We start from the raw sequence: 24,164 nt of genomic DNA, 5'->3' as shown, positions 1-24,164 counted from the left end.
TATCCCCTCTAAGTTGATATTTTTAGCTTTCTTGGCTAGGAAAAATTATTTTCTCTCCCCTCTTTCTTTTTGTGCAAAAATCAGACATACTAGCGCCCTTTTTTCGTCTCTTATTTATTCTTGAAAGGAAATTTTATGTCAACAGTCAAAGACGGTTTAGCTAACCCTGCTCCACTTGGTTTATGTGGTTTTGCACTCACAACCTGGTTATTATGTTTAATTAACGCAGGTATTTTCGATGTGAAAAGTGTGGGATTAGTGGTCGCCATGGCATTCGCATTTGGCGGGACCGCACAAATGATCGCAGGTATGTTTGAATACAAAAAAGGCAATACCTTTGGTTTCACTGCGTTTATTAGCTACGGTGCGTTCTGGTGGTCATGGGCGTTATTCGTCACGTTATTCAAAGGTGAAACGCCGGCAACTTTCGTAGCATGGTATTTAGGCGCTTGGGGAACATTCACCTTAATGATGTTTTTAGGCACACTGGCAAAAGCCAAGGCCTTAAGAGCCATCTTCTTCTTTTTAACCTTAACGTTCTATGCATTAGCTATCGGTGATGCAACAGGTAACCACGCCATTGTGAACCTCGGCGGTTATTTGGGGTTAATCACTGCGCTTTGTGCCTTTTATTTGGCGGCGGCGGATGTGATTAATGAGAGCTTTGGGCGAGTAATTTTGCCTGTGGGTGAGCCAAAGTAAGTACTCTGATTCATGCAAAAATGCGGTGAAATAAAACTCACCGCATTTTGTATCAGGATTGGCTTACCGTCTTACTTTACTAACCCAACTGCCTCTCTCGTCAATCGCCCAATTTCATCCCAATTTTTCGCTTTAATCAAGGCTTTTTCCACAAACCAAGAACCACCACAAGCGACGACATTTGGAATCGCCAAATAGTCTTTAATATTGGTCGGTGAAATTCCTCCCGTTGGCATAATTTGCAAATTGCCATAAGGGCCGAGTAAGGCTTTAATCATTTTCACCCCACCACTGGCTTCCGCTGGGAAGAATTTCACGGCAGTGATGCCCATTTCAAGGGCGGCTTCAATGGACATAGGATTGTTCACCCCGGGGGTAATTGGCAAACCTAAATCTTGGCAAAGTTGCACGATTTTTGGGTTAAATCCTGGTGTTACGATCGCATCTGCTCCAGCGTTTTTTGCTGCAACCACTTGTTCCGCGGTCAACACAGTACCTGCTAAAATTAATACATCAGGATATTGCTGACGGACAAGACGAATGGATTCTTCAGCCGCAGCTGAGCGGAATGTGATTTCGGCTACGGGTAAGCCGTTATCAGACAAGGCTTTGACGAGTGGCAAAATATCTTGAGCATCGTCCACGGCAATCACAGGGACGACTTTAAGCGTTTTGAGTTTTTCAATTAGTTGTTCGGTTGTGTATGACATAATATTTCCTTAATTAAATTGGTTGCGTAAATGGTCGGTGGCGGATTTTTCAATAATTGCACCTTTGTGTTGAATAACGATACCTGCCAGTTGGTTGCCTTGTTGACAGCAAATTTCTAATGGTTTGCCTTGTAAGTAACCGCTTAGAAAACCAGCGTTAAAAGAATCGCCTGCAGAAGTGGTGTCTATCACATTATCAATTTTCGTGGTGGGGACAAAAGTCTGCTTGCCGTTTTGATAAAATACCGCTCCACGACTGCCTTGTTTCACCACAATAATGTCAATATCAAATTGGGAAAGACGTGCAATAGTTGCTTGTTCATCAGTATCATTCCATAATAATTGCTCATCATCAAAAGTGACTAAAGCAATATCCACCAATGGCAAAAGCTGTTTATAACTATCTTGAGCTTGTTTCAGATTATCCCACAATTTTGGTCGGAAGTTGCTATCAAAGGCAATTTTCACCCCTGATTTTTTCAAATCCGCTAATTGTTGAATCAGTAAAGTGCGGTCTTTTTCGGACAAAATTGCAAGACTAATACCGCTTAAATAAAGCATATCTACGGCTTTCAACTGTGCTAAAACTGCAGGATAATCCGCATGTTGCAGCAAATAGCGTGCAGCCGATTGATTCCGCCAATATAAAAACGTGCGTTCGCCTTGTTTATCCAACTGAATTAAATACAAGCCTGCGGTACGATTTTCATCACGCAACACCCAATCAGTGTGAATCCCATCTGCTTGCCAATGTTCAAGCATGCCTTGGCTCAATTTATCCGTACCGAGTGCCGAAACATAATACACCGCAATTTGCTCGGGAGAACTCACCCGAGCCAAATAAGTGGCGGTATTCAGGCTATCGCCACCATAAGTTTGCCACATATTGCCGAAAGGTTCACCATTTAGCTCAATCATACACTCGCCGAGTAGGGCTATTTTTTTCATCTCGCCATCCTATTTAAAATACCCTTTTGCATTATTATAGCAAATATTTTTCACCATATTGCCCAACAGGTTTATATCATTCGGTGCTTCACCATTGACCACCCAGCCGCCAATCATTTCGCATAAAATACGGCGGAAATATTCGTGGCGAGTGTAGGAAAGGAAACTGCGAGAATCCGTCAACATACCCACAAATTGGCTGAGTAACCCGAGTTGCGAAAGCTGTTGTAATTGGCGTTCCATGCCGTCTTTTTGATCGTTAAACCACCAACCTGAACCGAATTGAATTTTGCCAGCGACACCGCCTGTTTGGAAATTACCGATCATCGCCCCGATCATTTCGTTATCTCGTGGATTTAAACAATAAAGAATGGTTTTCGGCAGTTGATCCGTTTGATCCATGGTATCCAGCAATCGGGAAAGATTTTCCGCATAAGGACGATCACCAATGGAATCAAAACCACTGTCCGCCCCCAACAGTTTAAACATTCGGCTGTTATTATTACGTAACGCCCCAATGTGCATTTGCATGACCCATTGACGTTGATGATATTGCTTGCCTAGCCACACTAAAACAGCGGTGGAAAATTGAGCAATTTGTTGTTCGGTTAAAGGTTGATTACTTCGTCTGAGCTGCAAAATCTGATCGAGATCGCTTTCATCGGGAATCGGAGCAAAACGCACAATTTCAATGCCGTGATCCGCTGATTTGCAACCGTGCAAATCAAAATGATCAAGGCGTTTTAACATCGCTTTTTGTAAATCCGCAAAGGTGAGAATGTCCACATCGGCAACGATTCCCAACTGTTCAATGTAGCTATTGAATTGGGGCAATTCGATTTTGAAAATTTTATCAGGTCGCCAGCTTGGCACGACGTCAATATCAAAACTGGCATCCGCTTGAATGGCCTTGTGATATTCCAAACTATCAATCGGATCGTCCGTTGTACCAGACAATTTCACATTCATTTGCTGCATAATGCCCCGAGCGGAAAATTCGGATTGTTGCAACATTTCATTACAAATTTCCCAAATTTTTACCGCACTTTCAGGGTTAAAAAGTTGATCTTTGATTCCAAAGGGACGGCGTAATTCTAAATGTGTCCAATGGTAAATCGGATTGCCGATACATTGTGGCACAGTGTTTGCCCACGCCTGATATTTCTCAATATTGCTGGCATTGCCCGTAATAAAACGCTCATCTACGCCTACCGAACGCATAGCACGCCATTTGTAATGATCGCCTTCGAGCCAAATTTCAGCGAGATCCTTAAACTGGCGATTTTCTGCAATTTCTTTTGGCGATAAATGGCAGTGATAATCAAAAATTGGCTGATCTTTGGCGTAATCGTGATAAAGCTGGCGAGCAACTTCATTAGAAAGCAAAAAATCTTCACCCATAAACGGTTTCATAACGCCCCCTTACACACCACTATAAGCAGAAAATCCACCATCAATCGGCAACACCACCCCATTAACAAAGCTGGCGTAATTTTCATCCATTAAGAATAAAATACCGCCCAATAATTCATTGGCTTCGCCAAAACGTCCCATTGGGGTGTTGGTGAGAATTTTATTGGCACGTTCTTTTGGCTTGCCTTGCTCATCAAAAAGTAAGGCACGATTTTGGTTGCTGACTAAAAAGCCGGGGGCAATGGCGTTACAACGGATCCCCACTTTTGAAAAATACACTGCCAACCATTGGGTAAAATTGCTGATCGCCGCTTTAGCACCAGAATAAGCTGGGATTTTGGTGAGTGGCGTGTAGGCGTTCATACTGGAAATGTTGATGATATTTGCCCCTTGTTTGCCGATCATATCTTTAGCAAATACTTGGGTTGGTAGTAGTGTACCGAGATAATTCAGATTAAAAACAAATTCAATACCTGATTTATCTAGCTCAAAGAACGATTTAGTGTCGGTTGGTAAATTCAAGGTATGAAATTCGTTATCCGTGGTGGCTTTTGGATTATTTCCCCCAGCTCCATTGATTAAAATATCGCAAGTGCCAAAGTCTTGAGCGATAGCATCTCGAGTAGCTTGAATACTGGCTAAATCTAATACATTGGTTTGATAGGCTTTGGCAATGTAGCCGTCTTTGACAATGTCGTCCGCAAACTGTTGAGCGGATTCTAAATTAATATCCAGTAATGCCACTTTCGCCCCTGTTTTGGCAATTTCTTTGGCAAAATAAGCACATAGCACGCCACCCGCACCAGTGATGACCACGACTTTATCGTTGAAATGATGATTTTTTGCAATAGACATTTTTTACTCCTTAATTCCATTCCTAAAGGGCGAACAACCATTTTTATTCTGTTGTTCGCCCAAATAAAATACGTTCAAAGATTATCTCAACGCATCAATTTTTTGCACATAAGGCCCGATCACAGGATCGGCAAGGGCTTTGTCGTGCATTGGTTTCACGGCGTCCACAAAGGGTTGTTTATCCACTTTCACAAATTCTACGCCTAAGGTTTCTTTGGCTTTTTTCACTTCTTCGGCGACCATTTTTGCCCATAAATCTTTGTGGGTCATCATGGAATGGGCGGCAGCTTTTTTCACGGCGTTTTGTTGTTCTGGTGTCAATTTTTCCCAAGATTTTTCACTGATTAACAATACATCAGGAATAATGGTATGTTCATCTTCACTAAAGAATTTAGATACTTCACCATGTCGCATTAAGGTCAATGCCGTTGGGTTATTTTCAGCTGCATCCACCACGCCTTGTTGAAGTGCGGTATAAAGTTCACCAAAAGCGAGTGGTGTTGGTGATGCTCCCATCAGTTTTACCATTTCCAATGCACTTGGACTTGGTTGAACACGCACTTTCAAGCCTTTCAAATCAGCAGGTGTTTTAATCGGTTTAGCTGCATAAAAACTGCGAGAACCTGCATCATAGTAGGTTAAACCAATAAAACCTTTTCCTTTGGTGGAATCTAAAATCTTGCCACCAACTTCAGGATCCAGTAAGGCTTTATAATAATGATCGGCATCTTTAAACAAATAAGGTACATTAAACGCCCCATAAGATGGCTCAAAGGCTTCTAATTCACTGGCATTGGATTTTGCCATATCAAGGGAACCTGATTGGATTAATTCCATTGATTCACGTTGATTGCCTAATTGGCTATTCGGATAAATGCGAATGATCACTTCGCCATTAGTCAACTGTTTCACTTCATCAGCCATATTTTGCATTGAAATATGCACTGGATGGGTTTTGTCGTTGTTATGGCTTAACTTTAACGTCGTTTTAGCTGCCGTTGATAATGACATTGTTGCAGCCATTAGGCCTGTTAATGTTAAAGCGATAAGATTTTTCTTGATAAGCATAATGAATTCTCCATTAAAATTAATATATCAAATAAAAGTTTAAGCCGAGAGCTAAAACAACGTCTCTTGACACACAAAGATATTAGACCAAAATAAAAAGCAATCAACCAATTTTGTTCAAATTTGTGATCTCCATCACACTTTTGATAAAAAAATAACAAAAAAGCTGTTATTTTAGTAAAATATAGGTATATTTGGTTTACCAATTTATCAAATCACCTTTTTCTTTATACCGTAAGGGGAAATTATGACAAAACTCATCAATTTACTTGATAGAACCTTAGCTACTTTTTGCATAGTGCTATGCATTGGTTTAGTGATTTCAGTCGTCTGGCAAGTATTTTCTCGTTATGTACTAAACAACCCGAGTACAATTACTGATGAACTTGCTCGTTTTCTATTTATCTGGGTAGGGTTAATTGGAGCAGCTTATGGACTTGGGCAGAAAAAACACCTTGCGATTGATTTACTCTTAAGCAAACTGGAAACGAGCCCAACCAAACATAACAGTCTAAAAATTATTATTAATCTCATTGGGTTATTTTTTGTATGTGTCATTATGATTTATGGTGGTGGACGTTTAGCAGCAGAAACGCTCAGTTCAGGTCAAATTTCACCTGTGCTAGGGATTCAAATGGGATTAGTTTATCTCGCCTTACCCATGAGTGGATTCTTTATGTCAGTATTTTTACTGAGAGATCTTGTGTCTGAAATCCACCAATTATCAGTCAAAAATTAGGGGAATTTACTATGGAATGGACAACAATTATTACACTGGCAGGCAGTTTTTTCTTCTTTCTTGCAATTGGTGTACCAATTTCTTTCGCTATTGGGGTGTCTTCTCTACTCACCATTATGTTAGCCGTCCCATTTGATGCGGCAATTTCGGTGGTTTCGCAAAAAATGGCATCGGGATTAGATAGCTTTTCCTTATTGGCGATTCCGTTTTTTATCTTAGCTGGCAATATTATGAACCGTGGTGGCATTGCTATACGTTTAATTGAATTTGCCAAAGTGTTGGGCGGTCGTTTACCAGGTTCTTTGGCTCACGTCAATGTGTTAGCCAATATGATGTTTGGTTCAATTTCAGGTTCAGCGGTAGCCGCAGCGGCGGCAGTCGGTGGTACAATGGCACCGCTACAAAAGAAAGAAGGCTATGATCCTGCCTTTTCTGCCGCTGTGAATATTACATCTTCACCAACAGGTTTGTTGATTCCGCCAAGTAATACATTTATTGTCTATTCTTTAATTTCAGGGGGAACATCCATTGGGGCATTATTTTTAGCGGGTTACATTCCAGGGATTTTAATGGGATTGGGCATTATGGTCGTGGCTTATGTGATTGCCAAGAAGAATAAATATCCTGTTTCGCCGAAACCAACATTAAAAGAAGTAGCTCATAAAACCCTTGATGCCTTACCAAGCTTAGGTCTTGTGGTTGTCATTATCGGTGGTATTATTGGGGGAATTTTTACTGCAACCGAAGCATCAGCTATTGCGGTGGTTTACACGTTAATTCTTTCCATGTTGATTTATAAAGAAATTTCACTCAAAGAATTACCAACCATCATCCTTGATGCAATGGTGACGACTTCCATCGTATTACTCTTAATCGGAGCATCCATGGGGATGTCATGGGCGATGGCCAATGCGGATATTCCTTATACCATTAGCGATGCGTTATTAGCCGTGTCAGAAAACCCCATTGTGATTTTACTGATTATCAATTTGATTTTATTAATCGTGGGAACGTTTATGGATATGACGCCAGCCTTGTTAATCTTCACCCCGATTTTCTTGCCGATTGTAACAGAATTAGGTATGGATCCTGTACATTTTGGGATTTTAATGGCATTTAATCTTTCCATTGGTATTTGTACACCACCTGTAGGTTCTACCTTGTTTGTGGGTTGTTCTGTGGCTGGGGTGAAAATTGATAAAGTGATTAAACCCATATTACCATTCTATGCCGTATTAATTATTACCTTATTAATTGTCACCTTTGTACCAGACTTAAGTTTATGGCTACCAAGAACATTACTCGGATATTAATAATAGGACTGAAATAATGAAAACATTAAAACTAATTCAGCTCATAAAAAACGAAAATAATCGTATCGATGTTCAATGTGAACGAGATTATGTATTGCATATTTTTGTGTTGGAGCAAGATATTATCCGTGTGGCATTCAGCAAAAAAAATCAATTCAAATTAGACCGCACTTGGGCGATTACGCCAAACCAAACGGATATTGATTGGCAAGGGCGAGATCGTTTTTCCATAGACGGCTTTTCTTTACCTGAATATCAACTATCCCAACAAGGTAATGTGATTGAAATTGCCACGGAAAAATTAAAAGTACGAGTGCATCAACCCTTGTACTTAGAATGGCAATATCAACATAACGGACAATGGCAGCCACTATTACAAGATCGCCAAACAGGGGCGTATTTATTCGGCGTGAATGATGGCAGAATTTCCCATTTTATTGAACGAAGTGCGGTAGAAAATTACTACGGTTTAGGCGAAAAAGCAGGGAATCTCAACCGTAAGGGTCGCCGCTTTGAAATGCGAAATTTAGATGCCATGGGCTATAATGCGGAAACCACCGATCCGTTGTATAAACATATTCCTTTTTATATCACCCAAAAACCAGACGTCAGTTTCGGGCTTTATTACGATAATTTAGCGTCTTGCTGGTTTGACTTAGGCAATGAATTAGATAATTATCACACCGCCTATCGGAGCTACCGAGCAGAAGATGGCGATTTGGATTATTATGTCATCGCTGGCGAAAGTGTATTAGGCATTACCAAAAAATACACCGCACTCACAGGCGGTATGATTTTCGGACCAAAATGGGGATTAGGTTATAGCGGTTCCACCATGAGTTACACCGATGCCCCTGATGCACAAGAACAACTGAAAAAATTTGTGGATTTATGTGCTGAACATGATATTCCTTGCGATTCTTTCCAATTGTCATCAGGTTATACGTCCATTGGCAATAAACGTTATGTGTTTAACTGGAACCATGACAAAGTGCCAACGCCACAGGAAATGACCGCTCATTTTCATCAAGCAGGCATGAAAGTGGCAGCGAATATTAAACCTTGCTTGTTGCAAGATCACCCGAAATACAAAGAAGTGCAAGAGCTAGGTTTGTTTATTCAAGATTCTGAAAGCAACCAACCTGAACGCTCGGTATTTTGGGACGATGAAGGCTCCCATTTGGATTTTACTAACCCAAACACCGTGCAATGGTGGAAACAAAATGTCACTCAACAGTTGTTGGAATACGGCATAGATTCTACTTGGAACGACAATAACGAATATGAAGTGTGGGACGGCAATGCCCAATGCCAAGGCTTTGGCAAACCCATTCCGATTAAACTCATTCGTCCGTTGCAACCTTTGTTAATGATGAAAGCATCCTTTGAAGCACAACAAGAATTTGCCCCGAATTTACGTCCTTATTTGATTTCTCGTTCGGGCAGCCCGGGGATGAATCGCTATGTACAAACTTGGTCAGGGGATAATCGCACTAACTGGAACACCTTGCGTTATAACATTCGTATGGGATTGGGTATGAGTTTATCTGGTTTGTATAACGTGGGACATGATGTGGGCGGTTTTTCAGGCAATAAACCTGATCCTGAATTATTCGTGCGTTGGGTACAAAATGGGATTTTCCATCCCCGTTTTACCATTCATTCTTGGAATGATGACAAAACCGTCAATGAACCTTGGATGTATCCCGAAATTACCCCGATTATTCGTGAGACGATTAAATTGCGTTATCGCCTAATGCCCTATATTTACAACATTTTTTGGCAAGCTCACAGTCAGTTAGAGCCGATGTTACGCCCAACCTTTTTAGATCATCCGCAAGATCCACAAACCTATGCAGAAACCGATGATTATCTGTTTGGACAAGATTTATTAGTGGCTTCCGTGGTGGAACAAGGGCAACGTGAGCGAGAAGTTTATTTGCCACAAAATCACGCAGGTTGGTATGATTTTTATGATCAGCAATATTATCAAGCAGGGCAAAGCATTCAGATTTCTGCACCGCTTGAGCGAATTCCATTATTTGTTAAAGCAGGCAGCATTATCCCTATGTCAGAGCGGACAGCTTACACAAATAGTCGTTTAGACAATAGCCGAGAATTAGTGATTTTCCCTTTTGCTAAAAATGGGCAAGCTGAAAGCACGATTTTTGATGACGATGGCGAAACTTTCCAATATCAACAAAATAAATCGTTGCAATTAGTGCTAAAATTAACCTGTGATAACGATAAAATTTCACTGACGATTCACAAAAAAGGCGATTGGCAACCTGCCTATCATACATTAAAAATCCGCTTACCTAAAACGGAGAAAAGAGCGTTAACAGTCAATGGCGTTCCTTTTACATCGGGGGAACAACTGGCTTTAGCGGATATGGTGAAAAAGGATTAAATCATGACAGATGCAGAATTACGCTCCTATAAAAAAATCGGAGCCATATTAAAACAACAGCTAGTTGATGGTGTTTATCAAGTGGGAGATCGTTTACCGCCTGAACGGGATTTGGCAGAACTGATGAATGTCAGTCGCACGGTGATTCGTGAAGCCATTATTATGTTGGAATTAGACGATCTCGTTTCCGTGCGTAAAGGCTCAGGTGTGTATGTGACGGCGTTACCGAAAGCCGTTGCACAAAATGATGATAATTATGAATATGCCGACGTGGGACCATTTGAATTGTTGCAAGCTCGCCAATTGGTCGAAAGTAGCATTGCCGAATTTGCAGCGATTCAGGCGAGTCGCAATGATATTTTACGCCTAAAAGATATTTTAAGTCGTGAGCGTATTACGCTGGAGCAAAATGATGAAGATTATTCCGAAGATGAAGAATTTCACAGTGCCATTGCGGAAATTACCCAAAATGAAGTGTTAATTAATCTGCAAAAAGAGCTGTGGAAATACCGCAATAATCCGATGTGGAAAGGTTTACATCTACATATTAGCGATCATCAATATCGCAAAATGTGGTTAAAAGATCACGAAACAATTTTAACTAGCATACAACGAAAAGATCCAGCACTGGCGAAAAAAACCATGTGGCAACATTTGGAAAACGTAAAACAAAAACTGTTTGAACTTTCCGATCTTGAAGATCCAAATTTTGATGGTTTTTTGTTTAACGTCAATCCTGTGTCAGTGGGACTAAATTAATAAATTATAAGGAGTTTTCTATGGAACAAACATGGCGTTGGTACGGCCCTAAAGATCCCGTTTCCCTTTCCGACATCCGTCAAGCAGGGGCAACAGGTATTGTAACGGCATTGCATCATATCCCCAATGGGCAAGTGTGGACAGTGGACGAAATTGAAAAACGCAAAACCGTGATTGAGCAAGCTGGGCTGACGTGGTCAGTAGTAGAAAGCGTGCCTGTGCACGAAGAAATCAAAACCCAAACAGGCCATTTTCAAACGTGGATTGATAATTATAAACAGACCTTACGCAATCTCGCTCAATGTGGGATTGATACGGTCTGCTACAATTTTATGCCCGTGTTGGACTGGACGAGAACCGATTTAGCTTATGAAATGCCAGACGGTTCAAAGGCATTGCGGTTTGATCATATTGCCTTTGCGGCATTTGAATTGCATATTTTAAAACGCCCAAATGCAGAACAAACTTATACAGCGGAAGAACGTCAACAAGCCCAAGCCTATTTTGAGCAAATGACCGCAGATGAAATTAGCACGCTTACTAAAAATATTATCGCTGGTCTTCCAGGGGCAGAAGAAGGCTACACATTGGAAGAATTTCAGGCTCAACTGGATCGCTACAACGGCATTACCCCTGAAAAATTCCGTACCCATTTGGCGTATTTCTTAAACGAAATTATCCCTGTGGCACAAGAAGTCGGAATTCGTATGGCAGTCCACCCTGACGATCCACCACGCCCGATTTTAGGGCTGCCACGCATTGTGTCCACTATTGACGATATGCAATGGTATGTTGACACGCAACCTTTGGCTGCCAATGGTTTTACCATGTGTACAGGCTCTTTCGGTGTTCGTCCTGATAACGATTTAGTCGCCATGACCGAACGTTTTGCCGATCGGATTTATTTCGCTCACTTGCGAGCCACCCAACGGGAAGACAATCCGTTAAGTTTCCACGAAGCGGATCATTTGGCAGGCGACGTGGATATGTTCGGTGTAGTCAAAGCCTTGCTTGCGGAAGAATATCGCCGTAAAGCCAATGGCGACACGAGATTAATCCCAATGCGTCCCGATCACGGTCATCAAATGCTGGATGATTTGAAAAAGAAAACTAATCCAGGTTATTCCGCCATCGGGCGTTTGCGTGGTTTGGCAGAGTTTCGTGGATTGGAATTGGCGTTGAAGAAAGTGTATTTTGATAAATAAAAATAGATGTAAAATTCACCGCACTTTTGGACAGGCATCGCTAAGATGGGAAAAAGTGCGGTGATTTTTGATGAACTTTCATGGGAAAGCTATGCTTGAAACAATGCTTAATAAGTATCGTGGCGAAATCATTCTCTTCGTTGTCACAATTATTGCCGCTTCTGGGTGGTTTTTCTCAAAAAATGCGTTAATAGAATTCCCCCCTTTAGGTTTCATGGGGCTACGTTTTAGCATTGCTTTTTTACTCTATTTGCCTTTTGCTTACCGCAGTTTAAAACAACTATCAAGTGAACAAATATGGAGATCTTGTGCCGTTGGTTTATGTTATGCCATTTATTTAACCCTGTGGTTATTTGGTTTGGTACATAGCGAGCATTTCGGTGAAGGCGCATTTTTAGTCAGCCTTGCCATGCTTATTTCACCGCTATTATCTTGGTGGATTTTCAAAGATCGCCCACATCGTATTTTCTGGATTGCCTTACCCATAGCTGCCTTAGGATTACTATTATTAGCGTTATCTAAAGGAACGTTGCATTTTTCCTTAGGTAGCCTAATTTTCCTCTCTTCTTCATTATGTGGGGCAATTTATTTTGTACTAAATAATCAATTTTCTCGCCATATTCCTGTATTGGCTCTAACCACGTTACAAGTGGGTGTGGTAGGAATTTTTTGTAGTGGCTATTCATTATTATTTGAAACCTTTCCAGACACCATTTCTGCCCCAAGTTGGGGGTGGTTTCTTGCGGCATTATTACTTGCTACCAATGCCAGAATGTTATTGCAAACTATCGGACAAAAATATTGCCACGTTGCCAATGCTGCCATTATTATGATTTTAGAACCTGTTTGGACATTGCTATTTAGCATTTTACTATTAGGCGAACAGCTTAATTGGAGCAAAACCTTAGGTTGTTTGTGTATTTTAGGAGCATTGGTGGTTTATCAATTACCTATAATTTTGAAAAAGAAAACACCACAAGCTCAATAATACAAGCGATTTTAAGCTCCTTTAAAATTACCTCAAAAAATGCTATTATGCCTCCAATTTCTAACTTCATCTTCATCAAAAAACATGGCAAATTATCAAGACATCACTCTCGCCCTAGCTGGGGTTTGTCAGTCGGCAAGATTAGTGCAACAGTTTGCACAACGAGGGCAAGCGAATACCTATGCCCTAGAAGTTTCTTTAAAAAGTTTATTACAAACACACCCAACTGATACATTGGCGGTTTTTGGTGGTTCGTTGGATAATATCAAATTAGGTTTAGAAACCTTAATTGAACAACTAAATGCTCAAAACCCTGAACTCGCTCGCTATTGGTTGAGCTTAGTGGCAATGGCTGGCAGATTACAAGATAATGCGGAAGCGAAATCTCAGCTCGCCCATCGTATTCAATATATGCCAACGCAATTAGAATATTATTCACTGCTTGATGAAACCATGTTAGAAAAAATTGCTACTATCTATACCGATATTCTCAGTCCATTGGGTAAACGGATTCAAATATTCGGTAATGCGGAATATTTACAGCAACCATCTATTCAAAACCGTATTCGAGCCTGTTTGCTAGCGGGTGTTCGAGCGGCTATGCTTTGGCAACAAGTAGGTGGTAGCAAATGGCAACTGCTATTCTCTCGCCGTAAGATCCTAAATATGGCACAACAATTATATGAAACTATTTAACGGAGCAAAATCTCTATGTCTTTCAATACTATGCAACTCAATGCGTTAACTGCCCTTTCCCCGATTGATGGTCGCTATCAAGATAAAACCACGGCTTTACGTGGTATTTTTAGCGAGTTTGGTCTATTAAAATTCCGTGTCACCGTTGAAGTACGTTGGTTACAAAAATTGGCATCTACAGCACAAATTGCGGAAGTTTCTTCTTTGTCAAAGCAAGCAAACGATTACCTCGATCAACTTGTGGCAAATTTCAGCCTTGCCGATGCGGGACGTATTAAAGAAATTGAACGCACCACCAATCACGATGTGAAAGCGGTGGAATATTTCTTAAAAGAAAAATCCGCCGCCTTGCCTGAATTGGCGGCAATTAGCGAGTTTATCCATTTTGCTTGTACATCAGAAGATATTAACAATCTGTCCCATGCGTTGATGTTAAAAACTGCTCGTGAAGAAGTGATTTTGCCACAATGGCAAAAATTAATTGATGAAATTACAAGGTTAGCGAACGAATACAAAGAAATTCCATTGCTCTCCCGTACCCATGGTCAGCCTGCATCGCCATCCACCGTAGGGAAAGAAATGGCGAATGTGGTGTATCGCTTACGCCGTCAATTTAATCAATTAAAACAAGTGGATGTGTTAGGCAAAATTAATGGTGCGGTGGGCAACTATAACGCCCATTTATCTGCCTATCCTGACATTGATTGGCATCAATTAAGTCGAGAATTTGTCACTTCCCTTGGCATTCAATGGAATCCCTACACCACCCAAATTGAACCCCATGATTACATTGCAGAGTATTTTGATGCCGTGGTGCGTTTTAACACCATTATCATTGATTTTGACCGTGATTTGTGGGGTTATATTGCGTTAAATCATTTCAAACAACGCACTATCGCAGGGGAAATCGGCTCAAGCACCATGCCACACAAAGTTAATCCGATCGATTTTGAAAACTCTGAAGGCAATCTTGGGGTGGCGAATGCAGTGATGAGCCATTTAGGGCAAAAATTGCCAATTTCTCGCTGGCAGCGTGATTTAACCGACTCCACCGTATTGCGTAATCTCGGTGTCGGCTTGGGTTATTGCTTAATTGCCTATGCTGCAACGCTCAAGGGCATTAGCAAATTAGAAGTGAACGAACAACATTTGCGTGATGAACTTAACCAAAACTGGGAAGTATTAGCCGAACCCATTCAAACCGTGATGCGTCGCTATGGCATTGAAAAACCTTATGAAAAGCTAAAAGAATTAACCCGTGGCAAACGTGTTGATGAACAAGCCATGCGGGAATTTGTGGAAAAACTGGCGATTCCAGAAGAAGAGAAAGTGCGTTTACAACAGTTGACACCAGCGAATTATATTGGTGATGCGGTTAAGTTGGTGGATAAACTTTAGAAGTTAATTTTATTAGGAAAAGTGCGGTGAAAAACACCGCACTTTTGCTTTATTTTATCTCGTTGAGTCGATATATCACCTGATTAGCCGAACCACGCCAAATCAAGCTAGGATCAGCTTGTTGTTGGATAAATTTACCATCAATTAACACATCAATATAGGGTAACATCTGACGTTGCTGATCATTTAGTTCCGCTAATTTATAGCCTGTCCAGAGCCAAATATCTTTATCTGGGCATTGTTGTTTTACCCGTTTCACAAAAGGTAACAATGATTCCACATTGCGAGGGTGTAAGGGATCACCGCCAGAAAGGGTTAATCCTTGGCGTTTAATTCTCGTATCTTGTAAATCCTGAATAATTTGTTCTTCCATCGCACGATCAAAAGGCAAACCCGCACTAAATGACCAACTTTTTTGATTATAACAGCCTTTACAAGCATGTTCACAGCCACTCACAAAAATGGTACAGCGTGTGCCTTCGCCATTAACGATATCCACAGGATAATATTGTAAATAGTTCATATCATTAAAAAAGTGCGGTGCTTTTGACAAAAGTTTGAGGAAAAATACCGCACTTTGCCTTTACAAATGTTTGACTCGACGTTTCACTTCTTCTTGCTTACCTGAATTAAAAGGTCGAGCATCAGGACTACCTAAATAACCACATACACGGCGAGTCACCGATACAGTGTTGCTATCGTGGTTGCCACATTTCGGACAGGTAAACCCTTTGCTCGTACATTCAAATTCACCTGAATAACCACAGAGATAACATTCGTCAATCGGTGTATTGGTGCCATAATAAGGGACTCGATCATAGCTATAATCCCATACATCTTCTAACGCTTTAAGGTTATGTTGGACGTTGGGATATTCACCATAACAAATAAAACCACCACTGGCTAAAGGCGGATAAGGCATTTCAAAATCCAATTTATCGTATGGATTCACTTTCTTTTCAACATCTAAATGATAGCTATTGGTATAGTATCCTTTGTCAGTCACGCCATCAATCACACCGAACTTTTTCGTATCTAAGCGGCAAAAGCGGTCACAAAGATTTTCACTTGGGGTCGAATAAAGACTAAAGGCATAGCCTGTTTCTTGCGTCCATTGTTTAACCGCTTGATTTAAATACTTCACAATCTCAATCCCTTTTTCACGCAAATCCTGTTTATCAAAAATATGTCCTGCATGATAAAGGGCATTAACCGTTTCATAAATACCAATATATCCCAACGAAATAGAGGCTCGACCGTTTTTGAAAATATCCGCCACATAATCATCTGCTTTTAATCGTACGCCACAAGCACCCTCCATATATAAAATTGGGGCAACTCGAGCTTTGGTTTTTTCAAGCCGAGCAATGCGAGTAAGCAAGGCTTTTTTAGCCATGGCTAAACGCTGATCCAAAATGTGATAAAACTGTTGTTCTGAGCCTTCGGCTTCTAGGGCTATACGAGGTAAGTTTAAGCTAACCACACCTAGATTATTGCGTCCATCATGAATTTCTTGCCCATTTTCTACATATTTACCCAAAAAACTACGGCAACCCATCGGGGCTTTGAATGAGCCAGTGACTTTTACCACTTGATCATAATTTAAAATATCAGGATACATACGTTTTGAGGCACATTCTAATGCCAGCTTTTTAATATCATAATTGGGATCCTGAGTGGCTTGATTCACCCCTTTTTTAATCGTAAACACAAGTTTAGGGAAAACAGGTGTTTTATGATTTTTCCCCAAACCACGAATACGATTACGCAAAATAGATTTTTGAATCAAGCGTTCCTGCCAACTTGTACCTAAACCAAAACCAAATGTCACAAAAGGCGTTTGACCATTCGCTGTATGTAAAGTATTCACTTCGTATTCTAAAGATTGGAAAGCATCGAAACATTCTTTTTCAATTAACGTTTGAGCGTAACCTTGCGGATCGGGGATTTGCCAATCTTGGGCAATCTTGAGCAATTTTTCATAACTAATTTGTACATAGGGAGCAAGGACTTCATCAATACGATTAATGGTTGTTCCGCCATAAATATGGCTTGCCACTTGAGCGATAATTTGTGCCGTAACAGCAGTTGCTGTGCCAATCGATCTTGGTGGCTCAATTTCTGCGTTCCCCATCTTAAAACCATGGGTTAGCATGCCTTTCAAATCCACTAGCATACAGTTAAACATTGGAAAAAATGGAGAATAATCTAAATCATGATAATGAATTTCGCCTTTTTCGTGTGCTTCAACCACATCTTTCGGTAATAAATAGTGTTTCGCATAATGCTTGGCGACAATCCCTGCTAATAAATCTCGTTGTGTCGGGATAACTTTGGCATCTTTGTTCGCATTTTCATTTAACACTTCCATATTCGTCTGTTCAATCAGTCCCTCAATTTCTTGAGTAAGCAGACTACGTTTTTCACGAGCCAAATCACGATCATGACGATATTCAATGTAAGCTCTTGCTACTTGCGGGTATTCACTCGCCATTAATTTATTTTCTACAATATGTTGGATATGGCTAATATCAATGTCTGTTTTATATAAACTAAAAATCTCCTCACAAACTTGCTGACCAATTTTGTGATAATAACGTTCATCTTGGATATTTACCGCTTTTGCCGCTTTTTTAATCGCATTAATAATACGTTGAATTTCAAAGCTAGCATGAGAACCATCTCGCTTTGTTACAGAAAAAGAAACCATACAAACCCCAATATATTGTGCCAAATAAAAACAAAAACACTATATATAGATAAAGATTGAAATTCAAGGGGGAATATAAAGAAAGATTGATTAAGATCAAAGGGGAGAAATTAACCAATTAATTTAGTTGAAATTATTTAATACAGAAATCTTGGAAATTTTTGACCGCACTTTTACAAATCAATAGAAAATGGAAAAATGGCAGGGGCGGAGAGGCTCGAACTCCCAGCATTCGGTTTTGGAGTTGTAAAACTGCCGAAAGTTAAAATCAAATTTACTTAATAATCAGACAGTTACCTAACCAATCAATCTCGTAAATTTTGATTATTTGTCACATTCAGGACACAATTTTGGTCACACTTCATTAATCACTTTTCAAGGATCTCAAAATTGCGTTTTTCTGCGTAAAAATGCGTAAAAAGATCTGATTATTTGGATCTCAATCAGCCTAGATTCTACCTATTCGGATCACTATTTTATTTTTGCGTAAAAAAGCACCTATTTAACGTGCGGGCGAGGCGAGGATATGCTTGCGTTTTTTGGGTGGGGAAAATGGGCGAATTTTGGGGATTTTGGCGTTTTTTGAATTTGCTTGAATATTCAAAATGTTATAATAACATTGGGTAAATATTATTATCTGTTGGCACATTCATTAGGTATTTTGGAAAAAATAAAAGCATTTCAGCCTGTGCCAAAATGCTTTTTTTGAAAGGATCTTATCGGAGGCGAAATTTAATTATTTTCCAGCAACGCATACGGCTCAAACTTAACGACTTCTATGCCTAACCAATCATTAATCGCTTTCAGTTTATTTTGTAGCGGTTTGATTTCGTTGATAAAGAACACTTTGCCCGCCTTTTCCACGTCACCAAAACCGCCTGTATTGGTTGGTACAATGCCCATTAATTGCGGTGGAATACGGTGAGCGGCGAGAATATCATCACGGCTGGCGTTTTTGATGTTTAAGAAATCATCTTTAGCGGAAATATCTGACAGCGGAATGACTTTTATCCCGTCCGATTTGCCGTTGGGTGAATACAAAAACAGATTCTTGAAATTACCCCGTCCTTTGGCATCTTTGAGCTGATCCTTAATATTTTCTATATCATCGTTGCCGTTCATTGCATCGGTCATATAAATAATACTGCCTGCGTGCGCACCGTTTAAATAATATTTACGGCGAAACAGCGTAGCACTTTCATTTAAAAACGCCGATTGCAAGGCACTCAAATAATCAGGTAAGCCGTAGATTTCCTGATTAATATCCGCATTGGTGAAATGAAACACCGAATCTTTGGGAAATTCATATTCCGTGGTCGTGCCATTAATGAGCTGATAATACACGCCCTGTTCTGCCCCCACTCGCATATATTTTGCCAACGGCGTTTCCAGCCGAATCACGTCACCAAAGGCATTTTCCACTTTGTGCAGATAGGCATTGCCGAAAATCAAATAATCTTTGATAAACTTTTCCAACTGGGTCGCTGGCAAAAGTGCGGTAGTTTGACAAGTAGAAAGTAGCACATTGGTTTTCACCGAGATCGCACTTTGATGATATGGCGATGCCAACAACGCCCTTGAGAGTCCACTCATTTCCACAGGCGGATGATAATATTTTTGATACATCAGCACGGTTTCAAAATAATTCAAAATATCCGCACGGTCTAGCACTGGCACAGGTTCGCCAAAGGAAAACGCCATTGCCTGTTTGTTCGCTTGCTGTTTGTGTTTTTTCATTGTCTGTCCTAATCAAAAGTAAAAATTGCCGATTGGCTTTGCACGGTGGAACCGTCAAAGGATTCGTTAATAATGCACGACATAATCGCCCACGCAATATCGCCGTGACTAGCTTCAGCGGATCGATCCGACACATAGGTAATCTGCCGACCTGTTCGGGTAAGCTGGCGTTTAATGGTCATAAAGCTAGTGGTCACTTCTTGCGAGTGATCATATTCAAAACGGCGTTTTTGCACGAGATTGAGCATTTTCAACACCATTTCATTTTTTAAATCAGGGCTATAATCCAAGCCGACCACTTGCGGAAAAAATTGCCGCACCAACTGAAACACGCCCACGCCAAGCCCTGTTTTATCAATGGCAATGCGAGTCACGTTATATTGGCTCAAAAATTGGCGGATTTTCTCCGCTTGCACGGTAAAATCCAAGCCGTGATAGGTTTCATAATGCAACAGGCGGAATTTACCGCCGTCCACTCTCGGCGGTGCGACAATCACCAATGCCGAGCGGTCGCCTGTATTGGCGGGGTCGTAACCGATCCACACTTCCCGATTGCCAAAAGGGCGAGCCAAATGCGGTTTGACATCGTGCCATTCGTCTAGGCTGTCCACTTGACACAAACTCAATTCATTAAATTTAAACACCGAGCTGTTATCGTCCGCAAACTGGCACAAAAACAACTGCTCAAATTCTTCCGTGCTGTTCTCAAATTTCAAATGCTCAATATCAAACAAATCACAACCGCCCTTTTCCGCATCATAAATAGTCACAATCTGTTTCCAGTGCTTATCAGGCATTAATTTTCCGCCTTGCAAATTGGCGTGGCTCAAATCAAATTCTGCCTTTTGGTCTTTCGGGCGATTCTGATTAAAGGATTTCCCCGACCAAAAGCGGTAGGCCTCGGAACTGGTGGTCGTTGGGGTAGAAAAATAGGTTTGGCGATATTGCTTTTGTGATGCCATAGCAGACGCCACTTTTCGCATCGTGCTAAATTTCGGCACCCAGAAATATTCATCAAAATACAAATTGCCGTGGTAGGATTGAGCAGTCGCCGCATTGGTGCCTAAAAAATAAAGTTCCGCCCCATTCGGCAAAGCGATAGTTTCCCCCTTTAAGGTCAAATCCGCTTTTTCTTTGGCGTAGGCTAAAATATAGGATCGAAACTGCAACGCCTGTTTTTTACTGGCAGACAGAAAAATCTGATTCCGCCCTGTTTTTAAGGCATCAACAAAGGCCTCACGGGCGAAATAATAGGTTGCGCCAATTTGACGGCTTTTTAAAATTTCCCGAATCCGCTGTTGTTGCCCAGCATAAAACCATTGCTTTTGATAGGCAAAAATGCCATCAAAAAAGCCATTAATCAGCAATTCTTCCTGTTCGGCGGTAATTGGGTTTTTATCCCCTGATTTTCCGCCCTTGTTGCGGTTCGCCAATTTCGGATTGAGATCCGCCTGATTGCCGCCGCCATTGCTGTATTTTTTAATTCTGGCCACGCTTTCCATTTGCCGTTGCAACAGGTCAATTTCTTTAAAATCGCCCCCTGTTTTGTTGTCTTTCAAAATCAACAAATTTAAGCGAGCCTCTAGCGTATTTTCAACCCGACCAATGGGCGAAACGTCGTCCCATTTCTCCCTGTCTTTCCAACTGGACACCGTGGACACAGGCAAAGCCAACAGCTCCGCAATTTCGCTGATTCGATAACCGGCAAAATACCACAGGCGAGCTTGTCGCTTGTGGTCTAAGGTGGTTAAAAGTGCGGTGGCATTTTCGTTAGTTTCTGTCATGATGATGTACATTCCTGTTTATTTATCCGCATTATTCAACATTCCCCCTACCTTGTTTTTTTATCCTCCCTGTTGAGTGGTTATTCACATAAGGCGAACGCTGACAAGCTCAAGGAAATTCAACATCATTAAGGCAATTTCACCAAAGGGACAAAACCAATGACCGACAAAAACACACAACACAAATGGTTTGTGATTGCCACCGAGGGGGCGACCACAGACGGACGTGCCATTCAGCGAAACTGGATTGAGCAAATGGCCAAAAACTACGACCCCAAAACCTACGGGGCGAGAATCAACCTTGAGCATATTCAATTTTATTTATATGCCAAAGACCAACCGCATTCGCAATGCTACGGTGATGTGTTAGCACTCAAAGCCGAAGAAAAAGACGGCAAACTGCAATTACTCGCCCAAATTGACCCAACTGAGGCACTGATTGCGTTAAATAAAGACCGTCAAAAAATCTACACCTCAATCGAAGTGGATCCGAATTTTGCCGATACTGGCGAGGCCTATTTAGTCGGGTTAGCCGTCACGGACAGCCCCGCAAGCCTTGGCACGGAAATGTTGCAATTTGCCAGTCATGCCCAAATGAATCCGTTGGCAAGTCGCAAACAAAAAGCCGATAACCTATTCACCGTTGCGTTAGAAACGGAATTTAACTTTGCGGAATTGGCAGACGCTGAACCCGAAAAGCCGTCTTTATTTGAAAAAATCAAAGCCATGTTTGCCAACAAAGAACGCAACCAAGAACAACGCTTTGCGGATCAGGATAAGGCAGTGTTATTACTGTCTGAACGCTTACAACAAAGTTGTGCAGAAATCACCGCACTTTCAGCAGAGAATCAAGCATTACAGGCACAATTTAGCCAAATTCAAAGCGAAAATCAGGCAATTTTGGCGAAGTTTGAGCAAGTGAAGAATGAACCCAAAGCCGAATATAGCGAACGTCCCAAAGCCTTAGGTGGCAATGGTCAAAACGGTTATAAATTTTAATTTCAAAAAGGAAAGATTATGAAACAAACCACTTCACAACAATTTAAACAATATTTAGGCAACGTAGCCAGTGACAATGCCGTAGAATTCAGCGAGATTTTTGCAGGCAAGCAATTTGACATTGAGCCAACTGTTCAACAAAAATTAGAAACAGCCGTTTTAGAAAGCTCCGAATTTTTAGGCATGATCAATGTTATCACCGTAGATGAACAAGCAGGTCAAGCCTTGCAGTTAGGCGTATCAGGACCGATTGCAAGCCGTACCAATACCAACATCAAAGATCGTGAAACAAAAACCATTCATAGCTTAACAGATAACAGTTTCCTTTGTTCACAAACCAACTTTGATTCTCATATCACTTATGCGGAATTAGACGCATGGGCAAAATTCCCTGACTTCGCCGCACGAGTAGGCAACGTCAAAGCTCAACGTATTGCACTTGACCGCATTATGATCGGTTTTAATGGTGAAAAAGCCGAAAAAGAAACCAATATTACTACCTATCCATTATTGCAAGATGTCAATAAAGGTTGGTTGCAATTAGTGAAAGAAAAAGCGCCTGAAAAAGTGATGAAAGAAGAACATTCAGGCACAAACACCATTGAAATTGGAACAAATAAAACCTATGCCAATTTAGATGCGTTAGTGTTCTCAATGAAAGAAGATTTTATTGCAGCTCAATACCGCAACGACAGCAAATTAGTTGCTATTATGAGCAGTGATTTATTGGCAGATAAATACTTCCCATTAATCAATGATAGCCAAGCAACAGAACAACTTGCTGCTGATACCATTATCAGCCAAAAACGTGTGGGCGGATTGCGAGCTGTCAGCGTACCATTCTTCCCGAAAGGTACGGTATTAGTGACTAGCTTAGATAACCTTTCTATCTATGTGCAAGAGGGCAAAATGCGTCGAGCGATTATTGATAACCCTCGACGTGACCGCATTGAAGATTTACTCTCTTCCAATGAGGCGTACGTAGTAGAAAATTACGATGCCGTTGCCCTCGCAACCAACATCACTATTGTTGACGCTCCAGCAAAAAAACAGGACTAACCTATGCGACCAACAAAAGCCCATTTTCTAAGAGTCAGTGCTGAAATGGCAAGTGCGGAAGAAAACACCGCACTTGAAAACAGCACCGCCTACGAAAAAATGCTGTTTCTGTTGGCACGGCATAAAAAAGACCTGAAACTCATTCAATCCACCGAAAAAAAGGCAGAATACAAAAAAGCCATTCTGCCCGATTATCTGCCGTGGATTGAGGGAGCGTTAAAAACAGGCACCGGCAAGCAAGATAATGTGTTGATGACGTGGTTGGTGTGGGCGATAGACTGCCAACAGTTTAACCTTGCCCTAACCATTGCGGATTACGCTATTCATCAACAACTAAAATTGCCCGAGCCGTTTACTCGCACATTAGGCGCCATGCTTGCGGAAGAATTTGCCGACCAAGCCAAAACCGCCCTGCTTGCCAAACAGCCTTTTAACGTGAGCTATTTGGCACGAGTGGCGGAACTCACCGCCGATGAAGACATGCCAGATGAAAGCCGAGCAAGGTTATATCGTGAATGGGGTTTATTGCAAATGGCGACGAATCCCACACAAGCCCTTGCCACGTTGGAACGTGCTTTACAGCTCAATCCGCAAATCGGTGTCAAAGGCGACGTACGGAAACTTCGCAAACAGCTCAATATTAACGACTAATTAACCGAACATATCACCAA

General features: G+C 41.1%; 21 protein-coding genes. 12 read left to right on the top strand and 9 right to left on the bottom strand.

Going from position 1 to position 24,164, the window contains the following annotated elements:
• The first annotated feature begins 135 nt into the window (after window positions 1-135).
• Window positions 136-702, top strand: a complete 567-nt coding sequence (locus ACTG7L_RS06650; protein WP_439327921.1) for an acetate uptake transporter — start codon at window positions 136-138, stop codon at window positions 700-702.
• Between the two features lie 71 nt (window positions 703-773).
• Here ACTG7L_RS06650 and ACTG7L_RS06645 read toward each other — a convergent pair whose 3' ends face one another.
• The 5 genes from ACTG7L_RS06645 to ACTG7L_RS06625 all read right to left on the bottom strand — a co-directional run bounded on the left by ACTG7L_RS06645 (window position 774) and on the right by ACTG7L_RS06625 (window position 5,696).
• The gene (locus ACTG7L_RS06645; RefSeq protein WP_439327920.1) at window positions 774-1,412 is read right to left on the bottom strand and encodes a bifunctional 4-hydroxy-2-oxoglutarate aldolase/2-dehydro-3-deoxy-phosphogluconate aldolase; all 639 of its coding nucleotides are present in this window, start codon (window positions 1,410-1,412) and stop codon (window positions 774-776) included.
• Window positions 1,413-1,421: 9 nt separating this feature from the next.
• Window positions 1,422-2,360 carry a sugar kinase gene (locus tag ACTG7L_RS06640; protein WP_439327919.1) on the bottom strand — a complete coding sequence of 313 codons (939 nt, stop codon included), beginning with the start codon at window positions 2,358-2,360 and terminating at the stop codon, window positions 1,422-1,424.
• Between the two features lie 9 nt (window positions 2,361-2,369).
• Complete coding sequence (uxaC, locus tag ACTG7L_RS06635) at window positions 2,370-3,773, bottom strand: glucuronate isomerase (protein WP_439327918.1); 1,404 nt, start codon at window positions 3,771-3,773, stop codon at window positions 2,370-2,372.
• A 9-nt stretch (window positions 3,774-3,782) separates the two neighbouring features.
• Window positions 3,783-4,628, bottom strand: coding sequence for an SDR family oxidoreductase (locus ACTG7L_RS06630; RefSeq protein WP_439327917.1), 846 nt, complete (start codon window positions 4,626-4,628; stop codon window positions 3,783-3,785).
• Between the two features lie 81 nt (window positions 4,629-4,709).
• Window positions 4,710-5,696: a TRAP transporter substrate-binding protein gene (locus tag ACTG7L_RS06625; protein ID WP_439327916.1), complete on the bottom strand. Its 987-nt coding sequence runs from the start codon at window positions 5,694-5,696 to the stop codon at window positions 4,710-4,712.
• Between the two features lie 247 nt (window positions 5,697-5,943).
• On the opposite strand from ACTG7L_RS06625, the gene ACTG7L_RS06620 reads away from it, so the two are divergent.
• The 8 genes from ACTG7L_RS06620 to purB all read left to right on the top strand — a co-directional run bounded on the left by ACTG7L_RS06620 (window position 5,944) and on the right by purB (window position 15,204).
• Window positions 5,944-6,435, top strand: a complete 492-nt coding sequence (locus ACTG7L_RS06620; RefSeq protein WP_439327915.1) for a TRAP transporter small permease — start codon at window positions 5,944-5,946, stop codon at window positions 6,433-6,435.
• Between the two features lie 11 nt (window positions 6,436-6,446).
• On the top strand, window positions 6,447-7,748 hold the full coding sequence (locus ACTG7L_RS06615; protein ID WP_439327914.1) for a TRAP transporter large permease: 1,302 nt from the start codon (window positions 6,447-6,449) through the stop codon (window positions 7,746-7,748).
• Window positions 7,749-7,764: 16 nt separating this feature from the next.
• Window positions 7,765-10,158, top strand: coding sequence for a TIM-barrel domain-containing protein (locus tag ACTG7L_RS06610; protein WP_439327913.1), 2,394 nt, complete (start codon window positions 7,765-7,767; stop codon window positions 10,156-10,158).
• A gap of 3 nt (window positions 10,159-10,161) precedes the next feature.
• The gene (locus ACTG7L_RS06605) at window positions 10,162-10,917 is read left to right on the top strand and encodes an FCD domain-containing protein (RefSeq protein WP_439327912.1); all 756 of its coding nucleotides are present in this window, start codon (window positions 10,162-10,164) and stop codon (window positions 10,915-10,917) included.
• Window positions 10,918-10,937: 20 nt separating this feature from the next.
• Window positions 10,938-12,122 carry a mannonate dehydratase gene (gene uxuA / locus ACTG7L_RS06600; RefSeq protein WP_439327911.1) on the top strand — a complete coding sequence of 395 codons (1,185 nt, stop codon included), beginning with the start codon at window positions 10,938-10,940 and terminating at the stop codon, window positions 12,120-12,122.
• A gap of 70 nt (window positions 12,123-12,192) precedes the next feature.
• Window positions 12,193-13,110: a DMT family transporter gene (locus tag ACTG7L_RS06595; RefSeq protein ID WP_439327910.1), complete on the top strand. Its 918-nt coding sequence runs from the start codon at window positions 12,193-12,195 to the stop codon at window positions 13,108-13,110.
• 84 nt (window positions 13,111-13,194) lie between these two features.
• Window positions 13,195-13,806 carry a high frequency lysogenization protein HflD gene (gene hflD, locus ACTG7L_RS06590; RefSeq protein ID WP_132302675.1) on the top strand — a complete coding sequence of 204 codons (612 nt, stop codon included), beginning with the start codon at window positions 13,195-13,197 and terminating at the stop codon, window positions 13,804-13,806.
• A gap of 30 nt (window positions 13,807-13,836) precedes the next feature.
• The gene (gene purB, locus ACTG7L_RS06585; RefSeq protein ID WP_439327974.1) at window positions 13,837-15,204 is read left to right on the top strand and encodes an adenylosuccinate lyase; all 1,368 of its coding nucleotides are present in this window, start codon (window positions 13,837-13,839) and stop codon (window positions 15,202-15,204) included.
• Between the two features lie 49 nt (window positions 15,205-15,253).
• Here purB and nrdG read toward each other — a convergent pair whose 3' ends face one another.
• From nrdG to ACTG7L_RS06565, 4 genes are all read right to left on the bottom strand, one after another.
• Complete coding sequence (nrdG, locus tag ACTG7L_RS06580; RefSeq protein WP_439327909.1) at window positions 15,254-15,727, bottom strand: anaerobic ribonucleoside-triphosphate reductase-activating protein; 474 nt, start codon at window positions 15,725-15,727, stop codon at window positions 15,254-15,256.
• A 60-nt stretch (window positions 15,728-15,787) separates the two neighbouring features.
• On the bottom strand, window positions 15,788-17,914 hold the full coding sequence (nrdD, locus tag ACTG7L_RS06575) for an anaerobic ribonucleoside-triphosphate reductase (RefSeq protein WP_439327908.1): 2,127 nt from the start codon (window positions 17,912-17,914) through the stop codon (window positions 15,788-15,790).
• A gap of 732 nt (window positions 17,915-18,646) precedes the next feature.
• Complete coding sequence (locus ACTG7L_RS06570; RefSeq protein WP_439291265.1) at window positions 18,647-19,651, bottom strand: phage portal protein; 1,005 nt, start codon at window positions 19,649-19,651, stop codon at window positions 18,647-18,649.
• Window positions 19,652-19,659: 8 nt separating this feature from the next.
• Window positions 19,660-21,435, bottom strand: coding sequence for a terminase large subunit domain-containing protein (locus ACTG7L_RS06565; RefSeq protein WP_439327907.1), 1,776 nt, complete (start codon window positions 21,433-21,435; stop codon window positions 19,660-19,662).
• Between the two features lie 159 nt (window positions 21,436-21,594).
• Here ACTG7L_RS06565 and ACTG7L_RS06560 point away from each other — a divergent pair, with 159 nt between their 5' ends.
• The 3 genes from ACTG7L_RS06560 to gpM are packed head-to-tail and all read left to right on the top strand — an operon-like array spanning window position 21,595 to window position 24,144.
• Window positions 21,595-22,434 (top strand): GPO family capsid scaffolding protein, encoded by an 840-nt coding sequence (locus ACTG7L_RS06560; RefSeq protein ID WP_439327906.1) that lies wholly within the window; start codon window positions 21,595-21,597, stop codon window positions 22,432-22,434.
• Window positions 22,435-22,452: 18 nt separating this feature from the next.
• Window positions 22,453-23,493, top strand: coding sequence for a phage major capsid protein, P2 family (locus ACTG7L_RS06555; RefSeq protein WP_439327905.1), 1,041 nt, complete (start codon window positions 22,453-22,455; stop codon window positions 23,491-23,493).
• A 3-nt stretch (window positions 23,494-23,496) separates the two neighbouring features.
• Entirely contained in the window at window positions 23,497-24,144 is a 648-nt protein-coding gene (gene gpM, locus ACTG7L_RS06550; RefSeq protein ID WP_439327904.1) for a phage terminase small subunit, read from the top strand.
• Window positions 24,145-24,164 lie beyond the last annotated feature (20 nt).

It is taken from the genome of Lonepinella sp. BR2357 (assembly GCF_051851525.1).
In the GTDB taxonomy this organism is placed as follows: domain Bacteria; phylum Pseudomonadota; class Gammaproteobacteria; order Enterobacterales; family Pasteurellaceae; genus Lonepinella.
The sequence above is the reverse complement of the archived record's forward strand: the minus strand, read 5'-3'. Positions and strand labels throughout refer to the sequence as shown.

Bases quoted from the DNA above. Each gene is read 5' to 3' on its own strand.
- gpM (WP_439327904.1), top strand. From the start codon at position 23,497: ATGCGACCAACAAAAGCCCATTTTCTAAGAGTCAGTGCTGAAATGGCA.
- hflD (WP_132302675.1), top strand. From the start codon at position 13,195: ATGGCAAATTATCAAGACATCACTCTCGCCCTAGCTGGGGTTTGTCAG.
- ACTG7L_RS06615 (WP_439327914.1), top strand. From the start codon at position 6,447: ATGGAATGGACAACAATTATTACACTGGCAGGCAGTTTTTTCTTCTTT.
- uxaC (WP_439327918.1), bottom strand. From the start codon at position 3,773: ATGAAACCGTTTATGGGTGAAGATTTTTTGCTTTCTAATGAAGTTGCT.
- ACTG7L_RS06610 (WP_439327913.1), top strand. From the start codon at position 7,765: ATGAAAACATTAAAACTAATTCAGCTCATAAAAAACGAAAATAATCGT.
- ACTG7L_RS06640 (WP_439327919.1), bottom strand. From the start codon at position 2,360: ATGAAAAAAATAGCCCTACTCGGCGAGTGTATGATTGAGCTAAATGGT.
- purB (WP_439327974.1), top strand. From the start codon at position 13,837: ATGCAACTCAATGCGTTAACTGCCCTTTCCCCGATTGATGGTCGCTAT.
- ACTG7L_RS06650 (WP_439327921.1), top strand. From the start codon at position 136: ATGTCAACAGTCAAAGACGGTTTAGCTAACCCTGCTCCACTTGGTTTA.
- ACTG7L_RS06620 (WP_439327915.1), top strand. From the start codon at position 5,944: ATGACAAAACTCATCAATTTACTTGATAGAACCTTAGCTACTTTTTGC.
- ACTG7L_RS06630 (WP_439327917.1), bottom strand. From the start codon at position 4,628: ATGTCTATTGCAAAAAATCATCATTTCAACGATAAAGTCGTGGTCATC.
- ACTG7L_RS06565 (WP_439327907.1), bottom strand. From the start codon at position 21,435: ATGACAGAAACTAACGAAAATGCCACCGCACTTTTAACCACCTTAGAC.
- uxuA (WP_439327911.1), top strand. From the start codon at position 10,938: ATGGAACAAACATGGCGTTGGTACGGCCCTAAAGATCCCGTTTCCCTT.
- nrdG (WP_439327909.1), bottom strand. From the start codon at position 15,727: ATGAACTATTTACAATATTATCCTGTGGATATCGTTAATGGCGAAGGC.
- ACTG7L_RS06560 (WP_439327906.1), top strand. From the start codon at position 21,595: ATGACCGACAAAAACACACAACACAAATGGTTTGTGATTGCCACCGAG.
- ACTG7L_RS06570 (WP_439291265.1), bottom strand. From the start codon at position 19,651: ATGAAAAAACACAAACAGCAAGCGAACAAACAGGCAATGGCGTTTTCC.
- ACTG7L_RS06595 (WP_439327910.1), top strand. From the start codon at position 12,193: ATGAACTTTCATGGGAAAGCTATGCTTGAAACAATGCTTAATAAGTAT.
- ACTG7L_RS06605 (WP_439327912.1), top strand. From the start codon at position 10,162: ATGACAGATGCAGAATTACGCTCCTATAAAAAAATCGGAGCCATATTA.
- ACTG7L_RS06555 (WP_439327905.1), top strand. From the start codon at position 22,453: ATGAAACAAACCACTTCACAACAATTTAAACAATATTTAGGCAACGTA.
- ACTG7L_RS06645 (WP_439327920.1), bottom strand. From the start codon at position 1,412: ATGTCATACACAACCGAACAACTAATTGAAAAACTCAAAACGCTTAAA.
- ACTG7L_RS06625 (WP_439327916.1), bottom strand. From the start codon at position 5,696: ATGCTTATCAAGAAAAATCTTATCGCTTTAACATTAACAGGCCTAATG.
- nrdD (WP_439327908.1), bottom strand. From the start codon at position 17,914: ATGGTTTCTTTTTCTGTAACAAAGCGAGATGGTTCTCATGCTAGCTTT.